Here is a 19,447-nt window from a genome sequence, read left to right as displayed (position 1 = left end):
TGGGTCACTTCTGCCCGACACCCCCGGGCCCTCGTCCGCCGGGCACGCGCCGACGCATCAGCGGTGGGGACTCGCCGGCTGCGACGACCGCGTCCGGCTCCGCGTAGAGCGCGGAAATCGCATCCAGCGCTTCCCGCAGCCCGAGAGGACGCCTCATACCTGCAGTCGCGGCCCGCACCGACCACCCTGGGCCCGCGAGCAGAACCAGAGGGGTGGTCCGTGCTCCCTTGAGGCCGAACGCCGTCGATGCCACCTGGCGTGCCAGAGTGTTGTCCGCTGTCGAGCGGGACTGTGACCACAGCACGACAGCCTTCGGACCGGACCGGCCCACAGCGGCCCGCAGGGCCTCCGCCGGCACCGCCGCGCCGAACATGCGCGTCGGCAGGCCTCGTTCGGCCAGTCCGGCGGCAAGCGCCTCCAACGGCAGCGTGTGTTGCTCCCCGGGAAGGCAGGCCAGCACCACCGGTGCCACGTGGGCCGAGACCAGGGGCGCGGTCACTGCCGCACGCCGCAGCACGGTCGAAACATGCCACGACAGCAGGTGTTCCACCTCGACGTACCGATCATCCGTGGACTCCCACTTACGCCCCACCGCATGCAGTGTCGGCACCATCACCTCCTCCCACGCGATCAGCAGGCCATGAGCCTGCATGGTCTGCTGCAGCAGGGTCTCCATGGCCAGGCTGTCGAGCCGCACCGCTGCACGCGCCAGGCCGCGGCATTCTTGACGCACCTCGCCGAGGGGCAGTCCACTGCCCGGACCGCCCTGACGTTGCTGCGGGCCGCCCGGCGGCACGACCGCTTCCTGCGCCGCAGGCGGAGGTGGCTGAACACTGACGTCCGGACCGGGCTCACGGCGCAAGGTCGCAGCTGCCCGAGCGGCCTCAGCCGGAGGGATTCCGGACGAGGTGAGTCGGCACATTTCTTCCAGCATCGCCACATCGCCCGGCATCCACCGCCGGTGCCTGCCACCTTCGCGTACCGCTGGTCCGATTCCGTAACGCTGTTCCCAGGAACGCACCGTAGTCGGTGAGACCCCCAGGCGCCGTGCCACCGCACCAGTCGTAACACCGAGGGACGATTCGGTCATGGCGCCTATTCTACTTCTACGACGCGCAATCGATGCGAGTCGGGACCACGAAGGAGCCGGACGGGGCAAGGCCCGAGGCCGGCACACACAGCGGGCGGCTCTCTCCCCCTTTGGAGGACATCCGCTCGTGAATCCGGATCGCAGGACGAGCGCGCACCGAGGCAGTGCATCCGAGGAACGGCAACGACCAGAAGACCTTTACACGAAAGCGACAATCCTCCGAGGAGGCGACCGTGATCCAGGTTGCGCGCACCATGCTCATTCCGTGCCCGATGCATGACGCGGTGGTTTACCTCGCGGACTTCGCGCACACTCAGGAGTGGGATCCCGCAACCGTCTCCTGTGTCCCTCTGACCCCAGGGGCATTGGGACCGGGCTCGCGCTGGCGTAACGTCTCCCGCTTCCGCGGGCGCACCCGCGAAGTGCTGTACCAGCTCGACGTCGAAGAAACGGACCGGCTCGTGTTCACGGGCGAGAACAGCACGGTCCTGATTACGGACGACCTTCGCTTCACGCCGGTATCCGACGAGTCGACCCGACTGACCTACTCCGCGACCTTTCACTTCAAAGGCATCGCACGTCTTGCGGCTCCATTCTTGCGCAAGGACGTCAACCGTCTCGCGGACGACGTGGCTTCAGCCCTGCCGCGTGTCATGGCTCGCTGAATTCCTGCGCCGCAGGAGCGGCGACCGGGCGCAGCGGCTCCTCCCCCGCCCGGGCGTCGAGCCCGGCGGGGAAGACCGCCGGATACGGCATGTGCCCGGCGTGTCTCGCTTCGGCTTCAACACCACCTCCGCCGCGTGAAAACTCGCCGCGCCGACCCGCTTCCGAAGCGGAAAAGCCGCGATTGAGCAGACATACAGGGCAAAATGCCTAGTGTGAGTCTGGTTGGTGAACGTGACGAGGCGCATCAGAAGCGCCGAAGGTGGCGGTACTACGCAGCAGCGTCAGCCGCGGTGACGGCGACCGCAGCCCTGGGGTCGGTGGCAGTGGACCCGGCCAGCTCTTGGTACAGGTCGCTGGACAAGCCTGCGTGGCAGCCTCCCCCGCAGGCCTTCGGGGTGGTGTGGACCCCCTTGTACATTTCCCTCGCCGTGGCCGGTGGAAGGGCGCTGGGAGCGGCGCAGGGGAAGGATCGGGTGAGGGTGGCTGCGAGCCTGGGAACGAATCTGGCTCTGAACGCCGCGTGGACGTGGCTGTTCTTCGGTTGCCGGAGCCCTCGGGCTGGACTTTTCGGCACGCTCCTTCTCGACTTCAGCAACGCGGAACTGATTCACAGGACCTGGCGCGTCGACCGCACGGCGGCCAAGATGCTGGCCCCCTATGCCCTCTGGTGTGCGTTCGCCACAGGCCTCAACGGGTCTCTGGCAGCGCGCAACCGATAGATGGCTTCGGCTGGGGCGTGATTCACCACCCGGCGATGCGGACGACGAAGAACGCTGCCACCGTGACCGCCCCGACGGCGATGAGGCCCAGGATGGCCCACGGGTGCTCCCACACCCCTCCGTCGGGACGCTCCTGATGGGCGGATGCCGTCGAGCCCTCCACCTCGGGCGTCTCTTCTGGTGGGACCTTTGATGTGGACATGACTCCTCCTGTCGCTGTCAGCGGCGTCGGGCAGGCGCAATTCCCACCTGCCCTGGTGTGGTCGAGGTCCGTTCGGGCGCGAGATCGTCGAGGCAACCCATGAGCTCGTCCACCAGCGCATGCACCTCAGGCGCGGGATCCGCGCCCCGCTGGAGAGGTGGCGGGCTTCCCACTACGGCGCGGGAAGCAAATCCGGTATCCAGGTGGCGGAGCCGGGCGTCCACCACGGCGATACGCCGCCTGCGCACTTCACGGGCCAGGACGCCCAGCCAGCAGGCCAAGGCGGCTTTCGAAGCGGCGTAGTCCGCGGTCCCGGTCAGCGGGGCGATGACGATCGCACCGCTGACCGCGGACAGGAACCCGCCGTCGCGCACTACGGGTACAGCTCCCCTCAGCACAGCCATGGGGCACAGCGCGTTGACGGTCATCAGGTGCTCGGCGGCGGCGTTCGGGACCGCGGCGGCCGGCCCGAAGCCCGCGACCCCCACCGTGACGAGGACCCCGTCCAGGCCGCCCAGCTCCGACAGCGCCCACGGGCCCGCTCCGGCGCAGGCGTCGAGGTCGTAGGCGTCCAAGACTCGGGTAGGACAGCCCGTGCGCGCGGCCGTCTCGGCCAGCCTCTTCTCGTTGCGCCCGGCCAGGGCGAGGTGGGCGCCGCGATCGAACAGTTCACGTGTCGCAAGCCGGCCCAATTCTCCGGTAGCGCCGACGACCAGCACCCGTGCTGCTTCAGGAGTGGTCATCTCGGCGCTCCGGAATCCGGTCGGCGTCGGTAGCTGCGGTGCCGACCTGAGGGCGGGAGAGCGCTGCTGCGAGCACCGTCTGCTCGGGGTGGCGGCGGCGCCAGTAAGGGTTGTCGTGCGGCAACCCGCCGCTGACCCGGCCGTACATCCCGAAGGTCATGATCAGCAGGCCCATCAGGAAGCTGAAGAAGACGTTCGACATGCCGAAGTCGAGGATGTTGCCGTCATGCCCGATGAGGAACAGGTGGACGAACCCGCTCGCCAGGAAGAGGATGCCGACGACGATGTTCACGGTGGAGGCGAGGTTGCCCCCCACTGCCGCCGCGATGATCAGCAGCAGCCCGAAGGCCACCGAGACCGCGCTCAGCAGGTCATTGGTGGCCAGGCCCGCGATGCGCTGCCCCTGCGTGCCGAAGGAAGACAGGCTGTCGGTGAAGCCGAGGCAGCCGAAGACGAGGAGCAGCAGCCCGCACAGGGCCGCGCCGCCCCTGTACACCTGGCTGAGGCGGTGGTCTACGGGCAGTTCGTCTCGAAGGCGCATGGGCCCTCCCTGATCGCAAGATCTTGTCCCGAGGGAACCAGCATGACCAACGGAGGCTGTACTGAAAACTCGCAGTGTTTGTGCATTGAATTGCGCGGTCTGGTCGATGGAAGCGGGGGCAGTGACGCGGCGGAGCCCTCGTTTCATGCAGATCATGACCTGCCCGGGCAGCACCACTGGCGTCTTGGGCGGCGGGGTACGTTCGGATGCAACGGCGGCTCCGGCCACCGAGACCGCGACGGGGGCTGCGCCCCGACCCCTTGGGCGGGTGGAACGGGGCCGCCGGAGAACCGCCTCGCTTCCACAGACGTGGCAGCGGTCAGGGAGCCGATCGACGAGCAGTACAGCGCGGAGCCCGGCCTGGCGGTGCTGGACATCACCGGCGGAGACGAAGACACCGTCCAGGCCGTCATGGCCCCGCTGGAGGAACGCTGGGCGACCTCGGGTGCGCCGCCCTCCACCACCTCACCCCGCCCAGCGCCGGCGCTTCCGTCGCGTCCTCCTGGAAGCCTTCGTGCCCGGCCTCCGCACCGGCCGTCCCTTCCGTCCGTCTTGCGGCGAAACAAGCGGGTTCTCGGAAATCCTGGAGCTGGAAGGGAGGAAACCCGCATGCGGAATCCGACCTGCCAGCGCGGACGTGCGGGTTCTGGTCGAGACAGGGCATCTCGCGAGGTCGCGGGCCGCGTCGGCACAGGTCTGCTTGGACGCGACAGTTCGCCGGCAGGGGCAGACCGTGTCAGGCCCGACCTGGATGCGCGGGTCGCGGGTCCTCCCCGACTCAGGTCGCGGCTGTCGTATCCGCCGATTCGGCGGCGCGGCGGTACTCGGCGTTGATGCGCTGCGCTTCCTCGAGCTGGTCTTCCAAGATGATGATGCGGCAGGCCGCCTCGATGGGAGTGCCCTGGTCGACGAGCTCCCGCGCACGGGCGGCGATCCGCAGCTGGTAGCGGGAGTAGCGGCGGTGGCCGCCTTCGGAGCGGAGCGGGGTGATGAGGCGGGCTTCGCCGATGGCGCGGAGGAAGCCCTGCGTGGTGCCGAGCATTTCGGCGGCCCGGCCCATCGTGTAGGCAGGGTAGTCGTCGTCGTCCAGGTGACCGCCGAGCGGGCCGGTCGGGTTCTCTACTGTCATTGCACCTCTCTCATAGAACACGTTGAGGGGCCCTGGTGCCGTACGGCACCAGGGCCCCGAAGGAACTACTACACCATCTGCCGGCCCCGATACTGCACCGGCCCTCTGTGTCCGCGGACCCGACCGGAACGCTGTCGGGGCTGCGGGGATCGCGTTTGCTTGACCGGAGACCACCTCACTATCGATGTCCTGCGGTACCCGGGCTCAGACTTCCGCCCGGGCGATCCTGATGGCGCCCAATTCCTCCGTTCATCCCTCGGATGATCAATTGCTTACCAAGCGGGGAACTGCGAACTGCTGGTACTGCGCACTTCTTTACTGCTCGTGGCCCGACCAAGCGCCACGTTCCGGCAGCCAGCCCCGTCGCCCATCCTGCGTCTGCTCTGGCTTAGAACCCCACTGCCGAACCTCCCGGTGCGCGCGCCCGCAGCCGACGCCTTCACCGAGGTACTGCCCACTGACTTCACTGCTGGGTACTGCACTTACAGGTACTGCCACTGCGTTAACTGCTGGTACTGCTCGCGGCGGCCCCTGATCACTGCGGGCCACCCGGTCCGGCCGTCAGTCCCGTCGCCGTCCTGCAACCGCACTGGCTTCGAGACTCCACCACCGCACCGCCCTACTGAACTGCAACTACCTGTACTGCGGGTATTGCTGCCGGCAGTTCGTCTCTGCCAGGCCCAGTTATCTCTCTGTGTTACGAGAGAAACCATAACCACCCCGCAGCCCAATGTCTACTCCAGCCAACATAGATTTTCGCGTTCATGTCCCTGAGGTAATCACGTGCTGCCGGGTTGAGCGACTGCTGGCGGGGGCACAACGGCCGGGCAGGCAGGGCCGGACACCGACAACAGACCCGGAGCGCGCGATGACCACGATGAGCGCCGAGCACACAGCCCTCGTCCTCTGTCCGCCATCCCCGGGGCGCGCCAGGCCGCCCGGGCGTTCCTCGAAACCCGCGGGCAGCCGGCCTGCGCCACGGTGGTGGTGTCCACACGCTCCGCCTCGCCGCCCACCCCGGCACGATCGAGGTCGCCGTCGAGGATCCCAGCCCGCGGATGCCACGGATGCCGTGGATACGGCCCGCGACAACGCGGCCGACCTGCGCCGCCTCGCCGGCCAGATCACCGCCCTCACCAGCCTCCCGGCCGACTCCGAGACCACCATCGGAGACCTGAACCGGCCCTCACCGACAACGACGCCGCCCGGCTCGTGCGCCCCCCTGGCCGACACCCGGACCCACCTCCGCCCTGAGGATGCCGAACTCGCCGACCGCATCGACGCCCTGACCCGCCACACCGACCAACTCCGCCAGGACACCCACGACCAACGCAGCACGTGACCCGTAGCCCCCGAACCGCCGACTGGCCAAGGGCATCCGGAGGGGCCGCACCCGTAGATCCAAGGAGTGATCCACCATGGCCGAACAACCGCCCCGGGAGGCCGGCGGCAACGGCATCGCCGTAGAGGTTCAGGACCGCGCGGTCACGGTCCGGCCCGCCGGGGAGATCGACATCGAGACAGCACCTGCCCTGCAGCTCGCGCTCATCGAAGCACTCACCCACGCCTCACCAACCAGGCCCGTGGCGGTCGACTGCAGCCTCCTCACCTTCTGCGACTCCTCGGGACTCAACGCACTCCTCACAGCGCGACGCGCAGCGCAGGAGACCGGCACCGTCATCCGCCTCGCCGCCCCCAACCCCCAGCTCCAGCGCCTCCTCGAAGTGACAGGTGCCCTATCCCTTTTCCCCGTGGAACAGGACCCGCCGACAGTCGGCCGCCCTCCGGGGGGAATCCCGGACGGACTGCCGCATTAGGCAGGACGGTGGCGCGCGAACAGTGATCGGCGTACGCGTTGCGGGCCGAGCCCGACCGCCACATCAACCAGTTACGAGACGGCCTCCGCCGAGCCCAATTCCGCAGCGACGCCATCAACGGGTACCTCACCCCTGCAGCCACGGACATCCAGTGAGAAACCGCGGAAAACCCGCCCGGCACCAGCAAACCTGCAGCTCCCGTGCAGACATGGCGAGGCCCCGGGACAGGGGGATCCCGGGGCCACCGGTCGCGGCACCGCAAGAGGGGGGAGCGGTTGTGCATCTGACGCGACGATATGGATAAACGATTCAGCAACCGCGCGGTTACGGCCGCACCCGACCAGCCCACGCCATCACAGGCTGAGCAGATCAGCCACTGAAGGACTGTACGCCTTCACCGAACCCGGCATGTCGACCACAGTGTCGTCCGGGCGCAGCAGTGCGAAGCGTTGCGGGGCGGCGCCGGGCCCTCGGTCGATGGCGGTGTTGGCGCTGGTCTCCGCGACCGGTTCCGGGACCACGAGTGGGTCGAGGGACTCGCGGCGGCCCCGTTAGGTGCGGTGTCGGCGGCCGCCCGCCGTCCAGGCGGCCGCCGACACCTTGACACCGGTCAGTGGTGGCGTCGGCCCCAGGACTCGGTGTCGACCGTGCGGCCGCGGTCATCGCGCAGCGTGGCGGTGTCGCCCTGGTTGCCCCAGATGTAGTCGCGGCTGTTCTGGAACACGTCGGTGCGGGTGTTGTGGCCGGCGCCGGTGTGGATGCGGAGGGTGGCGCGGCCGTTGAGGCGGACGTTGTCGAAGCGGTAGCGGTTGCCGTCGCTGTCGCGCAGGGTCCAGCCGCGGAGGTTGACGGCGTCGCGGGTGGTGTTGGTGATCTCAACCCACTCGTTGTTCAGGGAGCGGTTGGAGTGGTCGTCGCGTCCGGGGCTGTCGGCCTGGACCCGGCTGATCTCCACCCGCGGGCGCTGATGGTGACCTTCCTGGGCGGCCGCCGGCAGCGCGGCGGCGGAGACGATGGCGCCGGCGGCCAGGAGGGTGGCGGCGATACGGCTGGCGGAGGAAGAAGCAGAAGACATGGGTGGTGCTCCCTCAAGAACAGTGCCCCGCCAGCCGAAACAGGTCGGCGAGGGCACTTGCGGTGTCGGCCCGGAGCGAGCCGAGGGCCACACTCTGAACGCGGCACGACCCCCGGCACAGCCCCCTCAGACGCCGGTTACCGGACAGGGACATATCCGTCACGGTCACCTGCATACTGCACGCATTCGGCCCGAACATGCCCCTGCCATTCACTGACCGCTACACCCACCTGCCCCGCGAACCGGGCATCAGGTTCGGCGCGCTCCGGCGCACCCCCGGGCGCAGTGCCCCACCCCCTCACCCGGTCGGACCAGTTGACTGGGTAACAGCCGTTCTGCGGAATTCTTCGCACGCAAGTACGCACTTCGCGCATCCGGTCATGCCCTGCGGCAGGCCGGTGGTGCACCCCTGAGCGGACCGCCCGATCGCCGGTGCTGCAGAACTGCGAGCCAGCTCTGTACCGCTTTCGGTGGATCCCGGTACGCGGGCACCCCGAGCGCGGCAGCCCGGAGGCCTCGGGCCGGCCAGTGGGCAGTCCGATCGCGCAATGGCCGGGAAGGGGGTGGGTCGTCATGGACAGGGCGCTCAAGGCGTGTTGGGGGCCGCGCACCAGGGGTCGGTGGGGGTGCTCCTGGCCGCCTGCAGCGAGCCGGGACCGGTCCACTTCGACGTCGGCAGCGGTCCGAGCATGCCGTCGTCAACGGAGTGGCACGCCTACGACGGCAGGCCCCGGGCCGCGCTCCTGCGGGGCAGCTGCTCGTGCGGCTGGCGGCGCGCGGCCGAGAGCCCACTCGACGGGACCACCCTCCCCGGCGACCAGCCGCTGTACGAGGCGGACGTCAACCCTTCCGCGCCGACCGTGGGCTACCAGGCCCACCTGTCGGTGTCGGTGGTCCGAGATGCGGCCGTACCGCTCCCTGCGGAGCTCACCGCTCTCCTCACCGAACTTGTCCGCGGCCCGGGGCCCCGCAGGCCTCCCGCTACCCGCCGCGCGAGCGCCCGCCCCGGCCCTCACGCATCCGTACGGCAGCCTAATCACTGAACAGCCCCAGCGCGATGGGATGGCCGGACTGGATCGGATCAGGGCGCGGGCCCGTAGACAACGGTGGTGTCCGGACGGTCCTGCGCAAGACCGAGGAGCGCCTGGCGCTCGGCTTCATCCGCCCACCGGACCGGCAGACCGCCCTCCCGGCCCCGCGCACCGTCCCCAACACCATCGCCCTGCCGGGGATACCCCCTTACCTCTACTCGCAGCGCCCCCCGGTGGTGGGGGTGATCACGTCGTCGTCCGGCCCGGCATCGACAGTCCCGCCCACCTCGAACCACAACACCTCAGCCGTCGCGGTACAAGACGAAGACGCAGCCCTCAGAGCGAGTTCCCGCGCGGGGCGCAGGTCGTCCCCAGTGCCCACCGACCCGTTGCCCGTGGCCGCGCAGCGCACCTCGGTGGCGCTGTCCACGGTGCAGGTCCCGACCTGGGCTCCGTCCCGGCCCTTGACCAGGGCGAAGGAGGAACCCACCTCGTTGAAGAACTCCGCGTCGGAAAGGGCCCTGACCGACAGCCTCCACTCGGTGTCGTAGGTGCACGGGCCCTGATCGCACACGACGCGGGGCGTCCAGGAGACCTTGGAGCCCGGCACGTACGTGCCGCCGGGAAGGGGGAGGTACCAGTTCCCGCTCGCCGCCGATGCTGTGCCCTGCGTGAAGAGCAAAGCCGCCGCGGAGAGCGCCGCGACCGCCAAGGGCCCGCGCCGGGCCCGCCTGTTCCTGCCGTACATGTTCGTCCTCACCTGGAGCCGCCCTCATGATGGTGAACCCGCCGCCGGGGAGGCCGTCCCCGGTCGCCATGCCCTGTCCCTGATCCGTGGGCCGGCTCAGCGGGCCGGCTCGTAGACCACCGTGGTGGTTGGACAGTCACATGGCTGGGTGTAGCGCGACTCGCATGCGCTCCGACAGGCGTGAACAGCCAACTCACCCGTGTGGGCGCCCGGATTCACCACGGAAACGATCACTCAGGGCACACGATTGCCCTGCGCGCCGGCAGCGCCGGCAGCGCCGGGGAGAACGATGCCGCCGCATTCCTCCCGTGCGTCCCCTCAGGCCGCGCGGGCTGCCGCGGAGCCGAACACCTCGTCGAAGGGGTGTGCGCGGTGGGTGTCGGTGTAGCGGAGGACTTCTGCTGGGGTGAGGACTTTCAGGTCACCGAAGACGTGGTACAGCGGGGTCGGGGCGTGGACATCGGCATCGACCCGGACACTGGCACACCGTGCAGACCACAGACGGCGCGCCGATCGCCGAATGGTCGTCCATGTGGACGGCTGGGACACTGGGTTGGGGGACCTGCGCAGGCCACGTGCTACAGCGCAGCAGCACGGGGGGTCCCTGAGCGTACCTCTGTGTCGTCCGCCCTTTGTCGCGGGCGAGCTCGAGAACCACATCCTCCCCGTCCTCGGCAGCCGCAGGATGAGCACCTTCGACCACAAGTTCGTCGACGGCTTCATCCGCACCATGGAACGCAACGGCGCCGGCCTCGCGACCCAGTCCCACTGCTGCGACCAGGTGAAGTCGGTCCTCCTCGACGCCTACCGCCTCGGTATCTACACTGAGGACCCCGTCCTGGGCGTTCCGGCCCCGAACGTGCGGTCACCCCTCCCCCGCGCAGCTCCGCGACGTACGCACCGCCGGCGACGACCGGTTCCTCCTGATCGCCGACCTGATGCGTGGCTGGGGCCTGCGCAACGGCGGAGCCTTCGCCGTCAACCTCAACCACCTCGTCGCCGGTGGCGTCTACCGCATCACCGAACAGGTCAACCAGACCACCAAGACCTACGGCCGCCTCAAGCACCGCAAGCCCACCGAATACCGCGACGTCCCTCTCCCCAACCGGCCCGCATCCGCGAAACGATCGAGTGGTACGCCGACAAGCACGGCGCGGTCGTCGGCTACCTCCCGCGCCACGCGGGCCGAACGGGTCGGCGAGGAGGTCGAGCGCCGTCCGGCAGTACCGTCCCGGCCGGCCGTCAGCGGTGGGCGGTCCGGCGTACGGCGGCCTCGGTGAGCGTACTCGCGGTCCGTACGGCGCTGGCCACGGCCTCGTCGGGGGCGAGCCCGCACAGATCCATGAGACAGAAGAGGGCCTCCGCACTCACAGTGACGGCGAGGTCCCGTTCGAGCTGGGCGAACGCTTCCGGATCCGTCGCCCCCAGAGTGTCCCGCAGCGGGATCAGGGCCTGGTCGATCAAGCCGAAGCGGATACCAGGTCGCACGGTGGCCGTCTCGGGCCGGGTGACGGTGGCTGCGATCATGGCGCGTACCGCCCCCTGGCGGGCGAGGACTCCGCGGAGCAGGAACTCGCAGGCGAAGGCCACCCGTTCGACCGGATCGGTGGAGCGGGCGACCGGCCGCAGCGCGTCGGCGGGCGCGGGCCAGACTCCGGCCAGAGACTCGCCGACGAGCGAGGGAAGGTCGGGGAAGTACCGGTAGGCGGTGGCCTCGGAGACCAGCGCCGCGCGGGCGATCGCGGGCATGGTCACCTCCGCGCCGGTAGCAATGAGCGCGCGGGCGGCCTCGACGATCGCGGTGCGCGTGCGCTGCTTCTGATTGCTGCGGCCCGCCCCGATCCCTGTCGTCATCACTGCGCTCCCGTTCCTCCGTGTACCTGCACACCGACCCTATCACCGCTCTCTCATTATGAGAGTGCACTTGCATGATGGAGGTCCACCCTCCTACTCTCGTGAGAGCGAACTCTCACGAAGGGGCAGCGATGACACAGGTTTCCGTGGTCGGACCGGACGGCGGCGAGACGATCCGCCTGGGGCGGACCCAGATGCGCATCCTCGAGGACGGCACCACCACCGGCCACCGGCTCGGGATCGGCGAGATCACCCTCGCCCCTCACACCGAAGGGCCCCCGCAGCACCGGCACGCCCAGCACGACGAGGGCTTCTACGTCGTCTCCGGCACCGTGCACTTCACCATCGGGGAGACGGTCCACGTCGCCTCGCCCGGCACGCTCGCGATGATCCCGCCCGGCGCCCCGCACACCTTCGCCAACCTCGGCGACGAACCGGCCGTGATGATCAACACCTTCACGCCCGACCTCTACGTGCGGTACTTCCGCGATCTGCGCGACATGATCGCCGGCGCCGGGGAGCTGACCCCGCAGGCAACCGTTGAGGCGATGAGCCGCTACGCCACCGTCCCCGCCACCGACTTCGCATGACTCCCCAAGTACCGTCCAGGAGGAATCCCGTGACCAGCACCGTCCACACCCTCGCCCACCCCTGCGGCACACTCGACCTCACCGTCGACGACCAGGGCGAGGGCCGCACCTATCTACTGCTGCATGGTGGCGGCGGACCCCAGACCGTCGCCCCGTTCGCGCGGCTCATCGCGGAGCAGCGCGACGCCAGGGTCCTCACCCCGGTCCATCCCGGCTTCGGCGGCACCCACCGCCCCGACTGGCTGACCGACGTCGCCACCCTGGCCGAGAGCTACGCCCTACTGCTGGACGAGCTCGACCTCACAGGGGTCACCGTCGTCGGCAACTCCATCGGCGGCTGGATCGCCGCCGAGCTGGCCCTGGTCGGCAGCGACCGGATCAGCGCCGTCGTCCTCGTGAACGCGGCCGGCATCCACGTCCCCGGCCACCCCATCGCCGACACCTTCTCCCTCACGCCCGCCGAACTGTCGAAGCTCGCCTTCCACGACCCCGCCGCGTTCGCCGTCGATCCCGCCACCCTCCGGGAGGCCGCACGCACCGCCATGGCCGCCAACCGCTCCGCCCTGGAGGTCTACTCGGGCCCGCACGCGATGGCAGACCCGGGACTGCGCGGACGGCTGGCCACCGTCGCACTGCCGACCCTCGTCGTGTGGGGCGCCAGCGACCAGGTCGTCGACGCCGACTACGGCCGCGCCTACGCCGCCGCCTTCCCCGACGCAGAGTTCCGCCTCCTCCCCGATACGGGGCACATGCCCCAGATCGAGACCCCCGGCCAACTTCTCCTCGCCGTAGCGGACTTCGCCGAGACCAGGCGCTGAATGGGAAGCACCCGCGTCCCCGAGCCGGGCCAGGGCCAGGGCCAGCAGCTGCTCCTACTGGCCGTCTGCTGACTGAGCGTGCTGCTGGGCAGCCTCGACACCACCATCCTCAACGTCGCCCTGCCCGCGATCCGGCAGGACGTGAACCCCTCGGCGACCAGGCTCCAATGGCGCCTGGATGCCTGCACCATCGCCCTGGCCACCCTGCTGACGTCGGCCGGTTCCGCCGCCGACCGCCTCGGCCGCAAGCGCGTCTTCCGGCCCGGGCTGATGCCTGTTCACCGTCGACACCTTCCCCTGAGCCACGGACCCCTGCACCCCGCCCGCCTGCTGACGTCAGTCGGTCAGGAGGCGGGCGGTGTCGAGGCTCAGGCCGGTGCCTGCCGGCTATGAAGCCGTCGAGGGTATCGGGTCGGTACTGCAGGCGTTTGAGCCGGTTGCGGACGAGGGACTCGAGCCGGTCGAGGGCCATGACGGCGAGATTGGCCAGGCTGCGTTTGGCGTGGGCCCAGACCCATTCGACGGGGGGTGAGGTCGGGCGAGTAGGCGGGCAGCAGGAACACCGTCAGCCATCGCGCTCCGAGATGGTGGACACCGTCGATGAGGGCGATGAAGTCGCGCTCGCCCATGCTGCGGCGCTTGCCCCTGCCCGCGGGGTGGGTGCGAAGGCGGTGGCACAGCCGGGTGCGGGAGCCCGGCCGCATGGCGATCTATCCCGGCAACCGACAAACGCCCCGAGCGGCGACCGCTCACCGTCACAACCGGGGTGCGGCCACGCCGGCCCCAGGTGCGCCCCGTGGGCGGACGGCCCGTGAAGCCTGCCTCGACCTCGAAGCAGATGCAACCCCCGCAGGCCGCCCGCGCTCTTTTGCCTCCGCCCAGGTCACCTCCTTCCATACCGTCACGGCATGCTCGTCGCGCTCGGCCACCCGACGTGCGGGGACCTGCGGGCTGAAGCCGAGCCGGCGCATCAGCCTCGTCGTCCCGGACACGCTGCTACCTGACAGGCCGTCGGCGCGCACGCCGCTGCATGAGGAAGCTTCGACCGGTCAGCTCCGTTGCGGTGGGCCTCTTCCGCGCCTTCGCCGAGCCGGCCTTTCCATCAGGAGGAGGGGGGCACTGCGGTGTGGTCAGGATGGTGGGGCGTGCGTCGAACCGTTTTGAGCCGGGCCTCCAGAAGGTGGTCCCGCCCACCGGCCACTTCGTCCACGATGTCGCGTTCCACCGCGGCGAAGGGCTGGTAATAGGTGGCGTTGTAGGCCTCGATGATCTGGAACGTCCAGTGCCCTGGGATGACATTGCGGCCGACGATCTCTTTCTCGACGCGGGCGGCATGCTCTACGTGCCCCGCCTCCCTCAGGAGTCGCACGGCGTCGCCGAGCTCGAAGTCCGCGGTCCCGGTCAGCTGGTGAAACCCGTAGAGGTGACCACGGGCCCGCTCCGTGGTTTCCAGCGCCTTCGAGAGCGCACCCAGTGCTCGAACCGTCTTCTCGTCGACTTCGTCCGGCACCTGGTGTGCGGGATCCATCTCGTGATTGCTGTTCATGAAGGTTGTTCTGCCCGAAGAACGCTTCGCCGAGTGGCCGATTGGGCCAAGCAGCGTAAGGCGGCACCCCCAGATGCCCCCAGATGCATCGCCCCCGACGAGGCTCCGTCGAAGCACCGTCGTCAAACGTAGACGAAGCCTCCTGCCCAGCAATCAGGATAAGGAACAAAACTGCACGGCGGTGGCCGGTCACCCCCTCCCGGTAGGGGGTGACCGGCCACCGCCGTGTTGGCTTCGTCAGGCCCTCGCGAACCCAGAAGAAAATGGGTGCGGATACCGGAGGCAGCATAGGGAAGCCGGGACGGTCGCCGTGATGCGGCCGGGGACCTGCTCACCTCCAAGGATCGACGGCCGTCCCGGCCCGGCAATTGGATCCGGGTGCGTGAAGTCGTAGAGGCGGGGCAGATGAAGTCCAGGCGGAACGCAGCACAACCGCACCGCCGAGCACGACGTACGGAAAAGGAGGATCGACGGAGAAGCATTTCGCCGCCGTCCTCCATTGACCGAGGAGTTGTTTTCGCGTGACTGAACATGTGTGGAGTTACAAGTCGACGTCCGGCTACCTGGCCGGTACCGATCTGACCGGCTACAAGGTCGAGGCGACCGACGGGAGCATCGGCACGGTCGACAAGCACTCCGACGAGGTCGGCGACACCTACCTGGTGGTCGACACCGGCGTCTGGATCTTCGGCAAGGAGGTCCTGCTCCCGGCGAGCACCGTCGTCAGGATCGACCCGGAGGACAAGAAGGTCTTCGTCGACCGCACCAAGGAACAGATCAAGAACGCCCCCGAGTTCCACCGGGACAAGCACCTCGGCGACGCCGGATACCGAGAGGAGCTGGGCACGTACTACGGCACCGGCGCCCCCTTCGGCGGCCGCCCCGCCTGATCCGCTCCGCGCATGACGGCGCCGGTCCCGGCACCCTTCCTGGGTGCCGGGACCGACTTCGTGCGGGTCAGCCACCCTCGAATTCGAGAACCTCGACCAACGCGGCTTCCTGCTCCTCAACGTCCCAGGCGCTCCTGGCAATCACCGCGTACCGCCAGGAACGGCCGTCGGGCGGCGCGTCCGCGTAGAGAACCACACCCTCGCCACGATCCGGGTCGAACGCGAGGCGGGAAGCCCGGAGCCGGGCCAGCACCTCGCCGAAATCCATGGGAGTCCGCGTCCACCCCTTCGACACCGACCACGCCGGCCGTGCGTTGGTCGATCCCTCGGTCAGCCGGGTGACCATGGCGTGCGGTGTGGTGGTGGCCGTACGGCGGATGTTGCTCTCACTCGCGTACGCGACACCGTCCGTGTCCACCAGCGCGTCGAGCCCGAAGGGCCCGGCATAGCCGTTCTCGGCCAGATGGCCTCCCAAGGCCATCCCCCACTCCTCCAACTCGCCGGCCACATGCGCGCAGGACGGCGGCAGCGGAGAAGCGTATCCCGTGAAGGAACCCTGGACCGTGCGCATCGCTCCGCTGAAGAGCACGTGCGTCCCAGAGGCGGTCACCTCCAGCTGGACACTGACCGATTCGGCCACGTCGAGGCACTCCTCCACCACCCACAGACCCTCGGGCCCGCCGACCGCATCAAGCGACAGGCTCGCCCCGCCCCTCAGGTCATCGCGGCACACGAAGCGCATCCCGTGGCCTCCCGCCGAACGGTCGGGCTTCACCACGACGCGCTCGTGATCCCTCAAGAGGTCACGCGCCACGCCATCCGCCGCCGGGCGCCGGCACATCCGCCCCGTCGGCAGCCTCATGCCCAGCTTCCCGGCCGTCCCGCGGAAGCCGGTCTTCGTATTGAGCAGCATGGTCATCTTCAGGGCTGCTTCGGCTGCCTCGACCGTGGGGTACGGGCGCACCGCGAGGCCGACTTCTCGGGCGAACGCGATCGCCGACGCGTCCAAAGCCGTCGGCAGCAGCGCCGCACCCCGGTCCCCGGCGAGAGCCCGGACCTGCTCCACGAGGCCGGCCTCGCGCACCGCCCGCGCCAGCGGGACGGCTCCGGCGGGGGGCACCTCGATGACAGCCACCGCATCCGGGGGTACGCCGGTCAGCCCATACGCGTACAGCAGGAACTCTCGGCTCAGCGGCACGGGAGTGACGAACACGTCCCCCGGCCGAAGCAGCCACACCTTCCGCGGCGCCTGCTGGGCCCACGTCGTCAGGATCTGCCCCTCGTCCAGATCGACCGCCAAGTCCGAGAGGAAGTTCGCGAACACCACGATCGGGCCCGTCTCCGTCACCGCTCTGCTCCTCTGATCACCGCACGACCGTCTACAGCGGGCGTGGGATCGCCCGCTCACCCCCTGCCGGGAACGGCCTGGCCTCAGAATGGGGGCCAGGCCGCTCCTTCGCGGCACGTACACACCGTGCGACCCGTGGCGGTCCTCCCACGAGATACCACCGAACCCACTGATCCGGCCGGAATCGCGCACCGCGCGGCCGCGCGGCCGCGCCAGGCGGACTCGGGCATCGCGGAGGCGATGAGGCGGCAGAGCGCTGTGATGCGGGAGCTGAGCAGCAGAGTGTTCCCCGAGCTCGGCGGCCGAGGATGCGTGCCACTACGGCGCGGAGCCGGAAGCGGAAGCATGTCGCCCTGCGGTGTCGTGCAATCGTTCGAAGCCGACCGAGGCATCGGTCTCATCAGCCAGGAGGCCGCTGGACCTGATGTTCCGGCGGAAGTCTGGGCAAATCACGGGAAGGAGTGCTGCCTGGGCCCGGCGAAGAAGCACGACTCGACGTCGCCCTGGACGATGCGGGGCTCCAGGCCGACACCGTCCATCGTCCGCCCGGCAGGAGGACCCAGCCCTCCTGCCCGGGTTGACCGTGCCTTCCTGTGCCGCCACCGCGGCCTCATCCCGCACTACGGCCGGCGCAGCCCGTGACCGCGCCGCCGTCCGCGCGGCTGCTCAGCCGTGCTCGGATGCGAGCCCGGTAGCCGGCGTGATGTCCTTCTGCGCAGAGACGGCTCGATGCGTGGAGCCGGGTACTCCGGGCCTGCCCTGCGGAGGTACGGATACGGCTCCTGCCGCTCGGTCGGGGGCCGACGGCCGCGTCCCCGTGCGCTGTGCCGCGCGTCGCCACAGGCGCGGCAGGAAGGCGTAGAAGCGGTCGGGAAGGAACACGGCGTCCGCAACGATCATCGCGCCGGAGAAGAGAGGCAGTCCCAGGAGCACTGCGATGCCGATGTGCATGCCCAGCAGCACGGTCAGAACGGGGTACTTGAGCCTGCCGAAGAGTACGAACGGGAAGGCGACCTGCAAGAGCACCGTCAGGTAGCTGGCGATCGCGATCATCATCGGGTACTCGTCCACGAGGTGGGAGAGTGCGGGCCAGGGCTGGAAGAGTTCGAGGTTCAGCGCGTAGTGGAGAGCGGTGCCGCTCCCCCAGGTCGGGCCCTGGACCTTGTACAGGCCTGCCGATCCGTAGAGGAAGCAGACCTGTGCCGCGATGACGAGCATGGCGCAGTTGTGCACCACCGTGGTCAAGGTGGTACGGGCATCGTGGAGTTGTTGTGCGGAGAAGCTCCTCACCGGCTCCGGCACGTCTCCCGCACGGGCTGCCAAGAGCCGGTTCCTGCGCGCGTCCAGAGACCAGCGCCGACCGCACGAGGTGAGGACGAGGTAGAGGGCCATCAGCAGGATCAGGTTGTCGCCCCCGTCCGTCATGAAGATCGACCTGGCATGGAACGAGGCCACCACGACGGCGAAGAGGACAGACATGGCCCGGGTCCGCCAGCCCAGCATGAACAGCGCCGACGTGACGAGGGCCATCACGTAGCAGAGTTCGAAGTAGGCGCGGTTGTCGGACAGGATCAGGATGCTGTTCCAGCCCGTTTGGTCGAAGAGCTGTCGCGCCAGCGCCGGTGTCCAGGGCGAGCCGGGCCCCCAGATCTCGTCACGATGCGGGAACTCGCGCAGCAGGTAGACCAGATAGAGCAGCCCGTAGCCGATGCGCAGAACCGACGCGGCGTACAGGGAGACCGGACGGTGGGTGAGAAGCGCCCACAGGGCACCGATCCGCTCCAGGAACCACCGGTCGGCCGTGCCGGCGACCGAAGCCTCCTGAGCCGCACGCCGGTGCGGCGTGGGCGCCGTGGAAGGGAACTGGGGGATCTGTTCACTTCCCATGCGAGGTCACCTTCCACCAGGGCAGGAGCCGGTCCTCGCTGGGTGCCGGCGGGCGGTTCCGGGACGCTGCGCCGGGCGCAGCGACGGGCAGTGTGATGACCCGGAGCTGAATGAACTCGAAGGTGCCGCCACCGCCGTTGAGGGCGGCTACGCGGTCCGCAGCGACATTCCGCAGGTACGTCTGCAGCATCACGGCCCGTTCCGAGCGTGCCGTGTCGCTTCCTCCATGTGTTTCGACGTAAGAGGTCCAGGCGCGGCGCAGCAGGTTCTGGGACGTATGACTCGGAAAAACATTGTGGTCGACTGCGGAATGGTCCACGGCAGCCAGGTCGAACCAGGGGGTCACCTGCACCGATCCTTTGGAGTCGGAATGTGCTGTTCTCGCCAGGATTGTTCGGTTGAAGGAATCGGGGTCTGGGGCGAAGAGCCGCCAGTTCTGTTCGAAGAGCGGGTACACCCACCCGTTCACCTGTGAGCTGTACCGCTTCGACACAGGGTTGGCGGGGGCCACGTGAAGGAAGACCAGGACGACGTGAACCAGAGTCGTCACCAGGCAGACGGCCACGGCAGTGCGCAGCCCAGCTTGCATTGCGCGAACTCCCATGGGCCGCTTGCTCGGCATGGCCACTTCGTCATCACGTTGTCGGGGGACCGGGCCGGAATCGGATTGATGAAGTTCCTTCACGCCCGCAGATTCAATTCCGCTCGACACCGCCCACCCGGTCCTTCTCATGTCTACTGTTCGTCTGAGGT

23 protein-coding genes and 2 pseudogenes are annotated in these 19,447 nt (G+C 69.1%); 10 read left to right on the top strand and 15 right to left on the bottom strand.

Annotation, left to right across the window (positions count from 1 at the left end):
* Positions 1-4: 4 nt before the first annotated feature.
* Both K7B10_RS41735 and K7B10_RS41730 read right to left on the bottom strand, forming a co-directional pair.
* Entirely contained in the window at positions 5-682 is a 678-nt protein-coding gene (locus K7B10_RS41735; protein ID WP_504967679.1) for a B12-binding domain-containing protein, read from the bottom strand.
* A gap of 246 nt (positions 683-928) precedes the next feature.
* Positions 929-1,090: pseudogene (locus K7B10_RS41730) on the bottom strand (MerR family DNA-binding transcriptional regulator); the annotation flags it as partial.
* Positions 1,091-1,323: 233 nt separating this feature from the next.
* On the opposite strand from K7B10_RS41730, the gene K7B10_RS38225 reads away from it, so the two are divergent.
* Positions 1,324-1,755: an SRPBCC family protein gene (locus K7B10_RS38225; protein WP_229344026.1), complete on the top strand. Its 432-nt coding sequence runs from the start codon at positions 1,324-1,326 to the stop codon at positions 1,753-1,755.
* Between the two features lie 204 nt (positions 1,756-1,959).
* On the top strand, positions 1,960-2,475 hold the full coding sequence (locus tag K7B10_RS38220; protein ID WP_229344024.1) for a TspO/MBR family protein: 516 nt from the start codon (positions 1,960-1,962) through the stop codon (positions 2,473-2,475).
* A gap of 22 nt (positions 2,476-2,497) precedes the next feature.
* Here the strand turns inward: K7B10_RS38220 and K7B10_RS38215 are convergent, their stop codons facing one another.
* The 3 genes from K7B10_RS38215 to K7B10_RS38205 are packed head-to-tail and all read right to left on the bottom strand — an operon-like array spanning position 2,498 to position 3,961.
* On the bottom strand, positions 2,498-2,773 hold the full coding sequence (locus K7B10_RS38215; RefSeq protein ID WP_372481516.1) for a DUF6480 family protein: 276 nt from the start codon (positions 2,771-2,773) through the stop codon (positions 2,498-2,500).
* The gene (locus tag K7B10_RS38210) at positions 2,695-3,420 is read right to left on the bottom strand and encodes an SDR family NAD(P)-dependent oxidoreductase (RefSeq protein WP_229344019.1); all 726 of its coding nucleotides are present in this window, start codon (positions 3,418-3,420) and stop codon (positions 2,695-2,697) included. The genes K7B10_RS38215 and K7B10_RS38210 overlap by 79 nt, the downstream gene beginning before the upstream one ends.
* Positions 3,407-3,961, bottom strand: coding sequence for a DUF4383 domain-containing protein (locus K7B10_RS38205; protein ID WP_229344017.1), 555 nt, complete (start codon positions 3,959-3,961; stop codon positions 3,407-3,409). Before K7B10_RS38205 ends, K7B10_RS38210 begins: the two co-directional genes overlap by 14 nt.
* A gap of 42 nt (positions 3,962-4,003) precedes the next feature.
* Here K7B10_RS38205 and K7B10_RS38200 point away from each other — a divergent pair, with 42 nt between their 5' ends.
* Positions 4,004-4,795, top strand: coding sequence for a DUF6207 family protein (locus K7B10_RS38200; RefSeq protein WP_229344014.1), 792 nt, complete (start codon positions 4,004-4,006; stop codon positions 4,793-4,795).
* On the opposite strand, the gene K7B10_RS38195 is transcribed toward K7B10_RS38200, so the two are convergent.
* On the bottom strand, positions 4,740-5,090 hold the full coding sequence (locus tag K7B10_RS38195; RefSeq protein WP_229344012.1) for a MerR family transcriptional regulator: 351 nt from the start codon (positions 5,088-5,090) through the stop codon (positions 4,740-4,742). The genes K7B10_RS38200 and K7B10_RS38195 overlap by 56 nt on opposite strands.
* A gap of 1,072 nt (positions 5,091-6,162) precedes the next feature.
* On the opposite strand from K7B10_RS38195, the gene K7B10_RS38190 reads away from it, so the two are divergent.
* Both K7B10_RS38190 and K7B10_RS38185 read left to right on the top strand, forming a co-directional pair.
* Positions 6,163-6,432, top strand: coding sequence for a hypothetical protein (locus tag K7B10_RS38190; RefSeq protein WP_229344010.1), 270 nt, complete (start codon positions 6,163-6,165; stop codon positions 6,430-6,432).
* A 76-nt stretch (positions 6,433-6,508) separates the two neighbouring features.
* On the top strand, positions 6,509-6,907 hold the full coding sequence (locus tag K7B10_RS38185) for an STAS domain-containing protein (protein WP_229344007.1): 399 nt from the start codon (positions 6,509-6,511) through the stop codon (positions 6,905-6,907).
* A 353-nt stretch (positions 6,908-7,260) separates the two neighbouring features.
* On the opposite strand, the gene K7B10_RS38180 is transcribed toward K7B10_RS38185, so the two are convergent.
* The 3 genes from K7B10_RS38180 to K7B10_RS38170 form a co-directional block, all read right to left on the bottom strand.
* Positions 7,261-7,428, bottom strand: coding sequence for a hypothetical protein (locus K7B10_RS38180; protein WP_229344004.1), 168 nt, complete (start codon positions 7,426-7,428; stop codon positions 7,261-7,263).
* An 89-nt stretch (positions 7,429-7,517) separates the two neighbouring features.
* Positions 7,518-7,982 carry a lamin tail domain-containing protein gene (locus K7B10_RS38175; RefSeq protein ID WP_229344002.1) on the bottom strand — a complete coding sequence of 155 codons (465 nt, stop codon included), beginning with the start codon at positions 7,980-7,982 and terminating at the stop codon, positions 7,518-7,520.
* A 1,245-nt stretch (positions 7,983-9,227) separates the two neighbouring features.
* Complete coding sequence (locus K7B10_RS38170; protein WP_229344000.1) at positions 9,228-9,761, bottom strand: hypothetical protein; 534 nt, start codon at positions 9,759-9,761, stop codon at positions 9,228-9,230.
* A gap of 938 nt (positions 9,762-10,699) precedes the next feature.
* On the opposite strand from K7B10_RS38170, the gene K7B10_RS38165 reads away from it, so the two are divergent.
* A complete protein-coding gene (locus tag K7B10_RS38165) occupies positions 10,700-11,041 on the top strand; it encodes a hypothetical protein (protein ID WP_229343997.1) in 342 nt (113 codons plus the stop codon).
* Here K7B10_RS38165 and K7B10_RS38160 read toward each other — a convergent pair.
* A complete protein-coding gene (locus tag K7B10_RS38160) occupies positions 11,004-11,615 on the bottom strand; it encodes a TetR/AcrR family transcriptional regulator (protein WP_229343995.1) in 612 nt (203 codons plus the stop codon). The two genes, K7B10_RS38165 and K7B10_RS38160, sit on opposite strands and share 38 nt — an antisense overlap.
* 131 nt (positions 11,616-11,746) lie before the next feature.
* Between K7B10_RS38160 and K7B10_RS38155 the strand changes: the two genes are divergently transcribed.
* The 3 genes from K7B10_RS38155 to K7B10_RS38145 all read left to right on the top strand — a co-directional run bounded on the left by K7B10_RS38155 (position 11,747) and on the right by K7B10_RS38145 (position 13,416).
* Complete coding sequence (locus tag K7B10_RS38155) at positions 11,747-12,205, top strand: cupin domain-containing protein (protein WP_229343992.1); 459 nt, start codon at positions 11,747-11,749, stop codon at positions 12,203-12,205.
* Positions 12,206-12,234: 29 nt separating this feature from the next.
* Complete coding sequence (locus K7B10_RS38150; protein ID WP_229343990.1) at positions 12,235-13,023, top strand: alpha/beta fold hydrolase; 789 nt, start codon at positions 12,235-12,237, stop codon at positions 13,021-13,023.
* 78 nt (positions 13,024-13,101) lie between these two features.
* Positions 13,102-13,416, top strand: coding sequence for an MFS transporter (locus K7B10_RS38145; RefSeq protein WP_229343988.1), 315 nt, complete (start codon positions 13,102-13,104; stop codon positions 13,414-13,416).
* On the opposite strand, the pseudogene K7B10_RS41830 reads toward K7B10_RS38145, so the two are convergent.
* Both K7B10_RS41830 and K7B10_RS38135 read right to left on the bottom strand, forming a co-directional pair.
* Positions 13,406-14,018: pseudogene (locus K7B10_RS41830) on the bottom strand (winged helix-turn-helix domain-containing protein); the annotation flags it as partial. The gene K7B10_RS38145 and the pseudogene K7B10_RS41830 sit on opposite strands and share 11 nt — an antisense overlap.
* Before the next feature lie 107 nt (positions 14,019-14,125).
* Positions 14,126-14,569, bottom strand: a complete 444-nt coding sequence (locus K7B10_RS38135; protein WP_229343986.1) for a hypothetical protein — start codon at positions 14,567-14,569, stop codon at positions 14,126-14,128.
* 521 nt (positions 14,570-15,090) lie between these two features.
* On the opposite strand from K7B10_RS38135, the gene K7B10_RS38130 reads away from it, so the two are divergent.
* The gene (locus K7B10_RS38130; RefSeq protein WP_229343984.1) at positions 15,091-15,459 is read left to right on the top strand and encodes a PRC-barrel domain-containing protein; all 369 of its coding nucleotides are present in this window, start codon (positions 15,091-15,093) and stop codon (positions 15,457-15,459) included.
* A 67-nt stretch (positions 15,460-15,526) separates the two neighbouring features.
* On the opposite strand, the gene K7B10_RS38125 is transcribed toward K7B10_RS38130, so the two are convergent.
* The 3 genes from K7B10_RS38125 to K7B10_RS38115 form a co-directional block, all read right to left on the bottom strand.
* On the bottom strand, positions 15,527-16,786 hold the full coding sequence (locus K7B10_RS38125; RefSeq protein WP_229343982.1) for a preATP grasp domain-containing protein: 1,260 nt from the start codon (positions 16,784-16,786) through the stop codon (positions 15,527-15,529).
* A 687-nt stretch (positions 16,787-17,473) separates the two neighbouring features.
* The gene (locus K7B10_RS38120; RefSeq protein WP_229343980.1) at positions 17,474-18,694 is read right to left on the bottom strand and encodes an HTTM domain-containing protein; all 1,221 of its coding nucleotides are present in this window, start codon (positions 18,692-18,694) and stop codon (positions 17,474-17,476) included.
* Positions 18,684-19,427, bottom strand: coding sequence for a DUF5819 family protein (locus tag K7B10_RS38115; protein WP_229343978.1), 744 nt, complete (start codon positions 19,425-19,427; stop codon positions 18,684-18,686). Before K7B10_RS38115 ends, K7B10_RS38120 begins: the two co-directional genes overlap by 11 nt.
* Positions 19,428-19,447 lie beyond the last annotated feature (20 nt).

It is taken from the genome of Streptomyces flavotricini, assembly GCF_020639365.1.
GTDB lineage: Bacteria > Actinomycetota > Actinomycetes > Streptomycetales > Streptomycetaceae > Streptomyces > Streptomyces flavotricini.
This window is presented reverse-complemented; position numbering and strand designations above follow the sequence as displayed.

Bases quoted from the DNA above. Each gene is read 5' to 3' on its own strand.
- K7B10_RS38175 (WP_229344002.1), bottom strand. From the start codon at position 7,982: ATGTCTTCTGCTTCTTCCTCCGCCAGCCGTATCGCCGCCACCCTCCTG.
- K7B10_RS38135 (WP_229343986.1), bottom strand. From the start codon at position 14,569: ATGAACAGCAATCACGAGATGGATCCCGCACACCAGGTGCCGGACGAA.
- K7B10_RS38165 (WP_229343997.1), top strand. From the start codon at position 10,700: ATGCGTGGCTGGGGCCTGCGCAACGGCGGAGCCTTCGCCGTCAACCTC.
- K7B10_RS38170 (WP_229344000.1), bottom strand. From the start codon at position 9,761: ATGTACGGCAGGAACAGGCGGGCCCGGCGCGGGCCCTTGGCGGTCGCG.
- K7B10_RS38115 (WP_229343978.1), bottom strand. From the start codon at position 19,427: ATGAGAAGGACCGGGTGGGCGGTGTCGAGCGGAATTGAATCTGCGGGC.
- K7B10_RS38220 (WP_229344024.1), top strand. From the start codon at position 1,960: ATGCCTAGTGTGAGTCTGGTTGGTGAACGTGACGAGGCGCATCAGAAG.
- K7B10_RS38160 (WP_229343995.1), bottom strand. From the start codon at position 11,615: ATGACGACAGGGATCGGGGCGGGCCGCAGCAATCAGAAGCAGCGCACG.
- K7B10_RS38155 (WP_229343992.1), top strand. From the start codon at position 11,747: ATGACACAGGTTTCCGTGGTCGGACCGGACGGCGGCGAGACGATCCGC.
- K7B10_RS38210 (WP_229344019.1), bottom strand. From the start codon at position 3,420: ATGACCACTCCTGAAGCAGCACGGGTGCTGGTCGTCGGCGCTACCGGA.
- K7B10_RS38200 (WP_229344014.1), top strand. From the start codon at position 4,004: ATGACCAACGGAGGCTGTACTGAAAACTCGCAGTGTTTGTGCATTGAA.
- K7B10_RS38120 (WP_229343980.1), bottom strand. From the start codon at position 18,694: ATGGGAAGTGAACAGATCCCCCAGTTCCCTTCCACGGCGCCCACGCCG.
- K7B10_RS38195 (WP_229344012.1), bottom strand. From the start codon at position 5,090: ATGACAGTAGAGAACCCGACCGGCCCGCTCGGCGGTCACCTGGACGAC.
- K7B10_RS38205 (WP_229344017.1), bottom strand. From the start codon at position 3,961: ATGCGCCTTCGAGACGAACTGCCCGTAGACCACCGCCTCAGCCAGGTG.
- K7B10_RS38185 (WP_229344007.1), top strand. From the start codon at position 6,509: ATGGCCGAACAACCGCCCCGGGAGGCCGGCGGCAACGGCATCGCCGTA.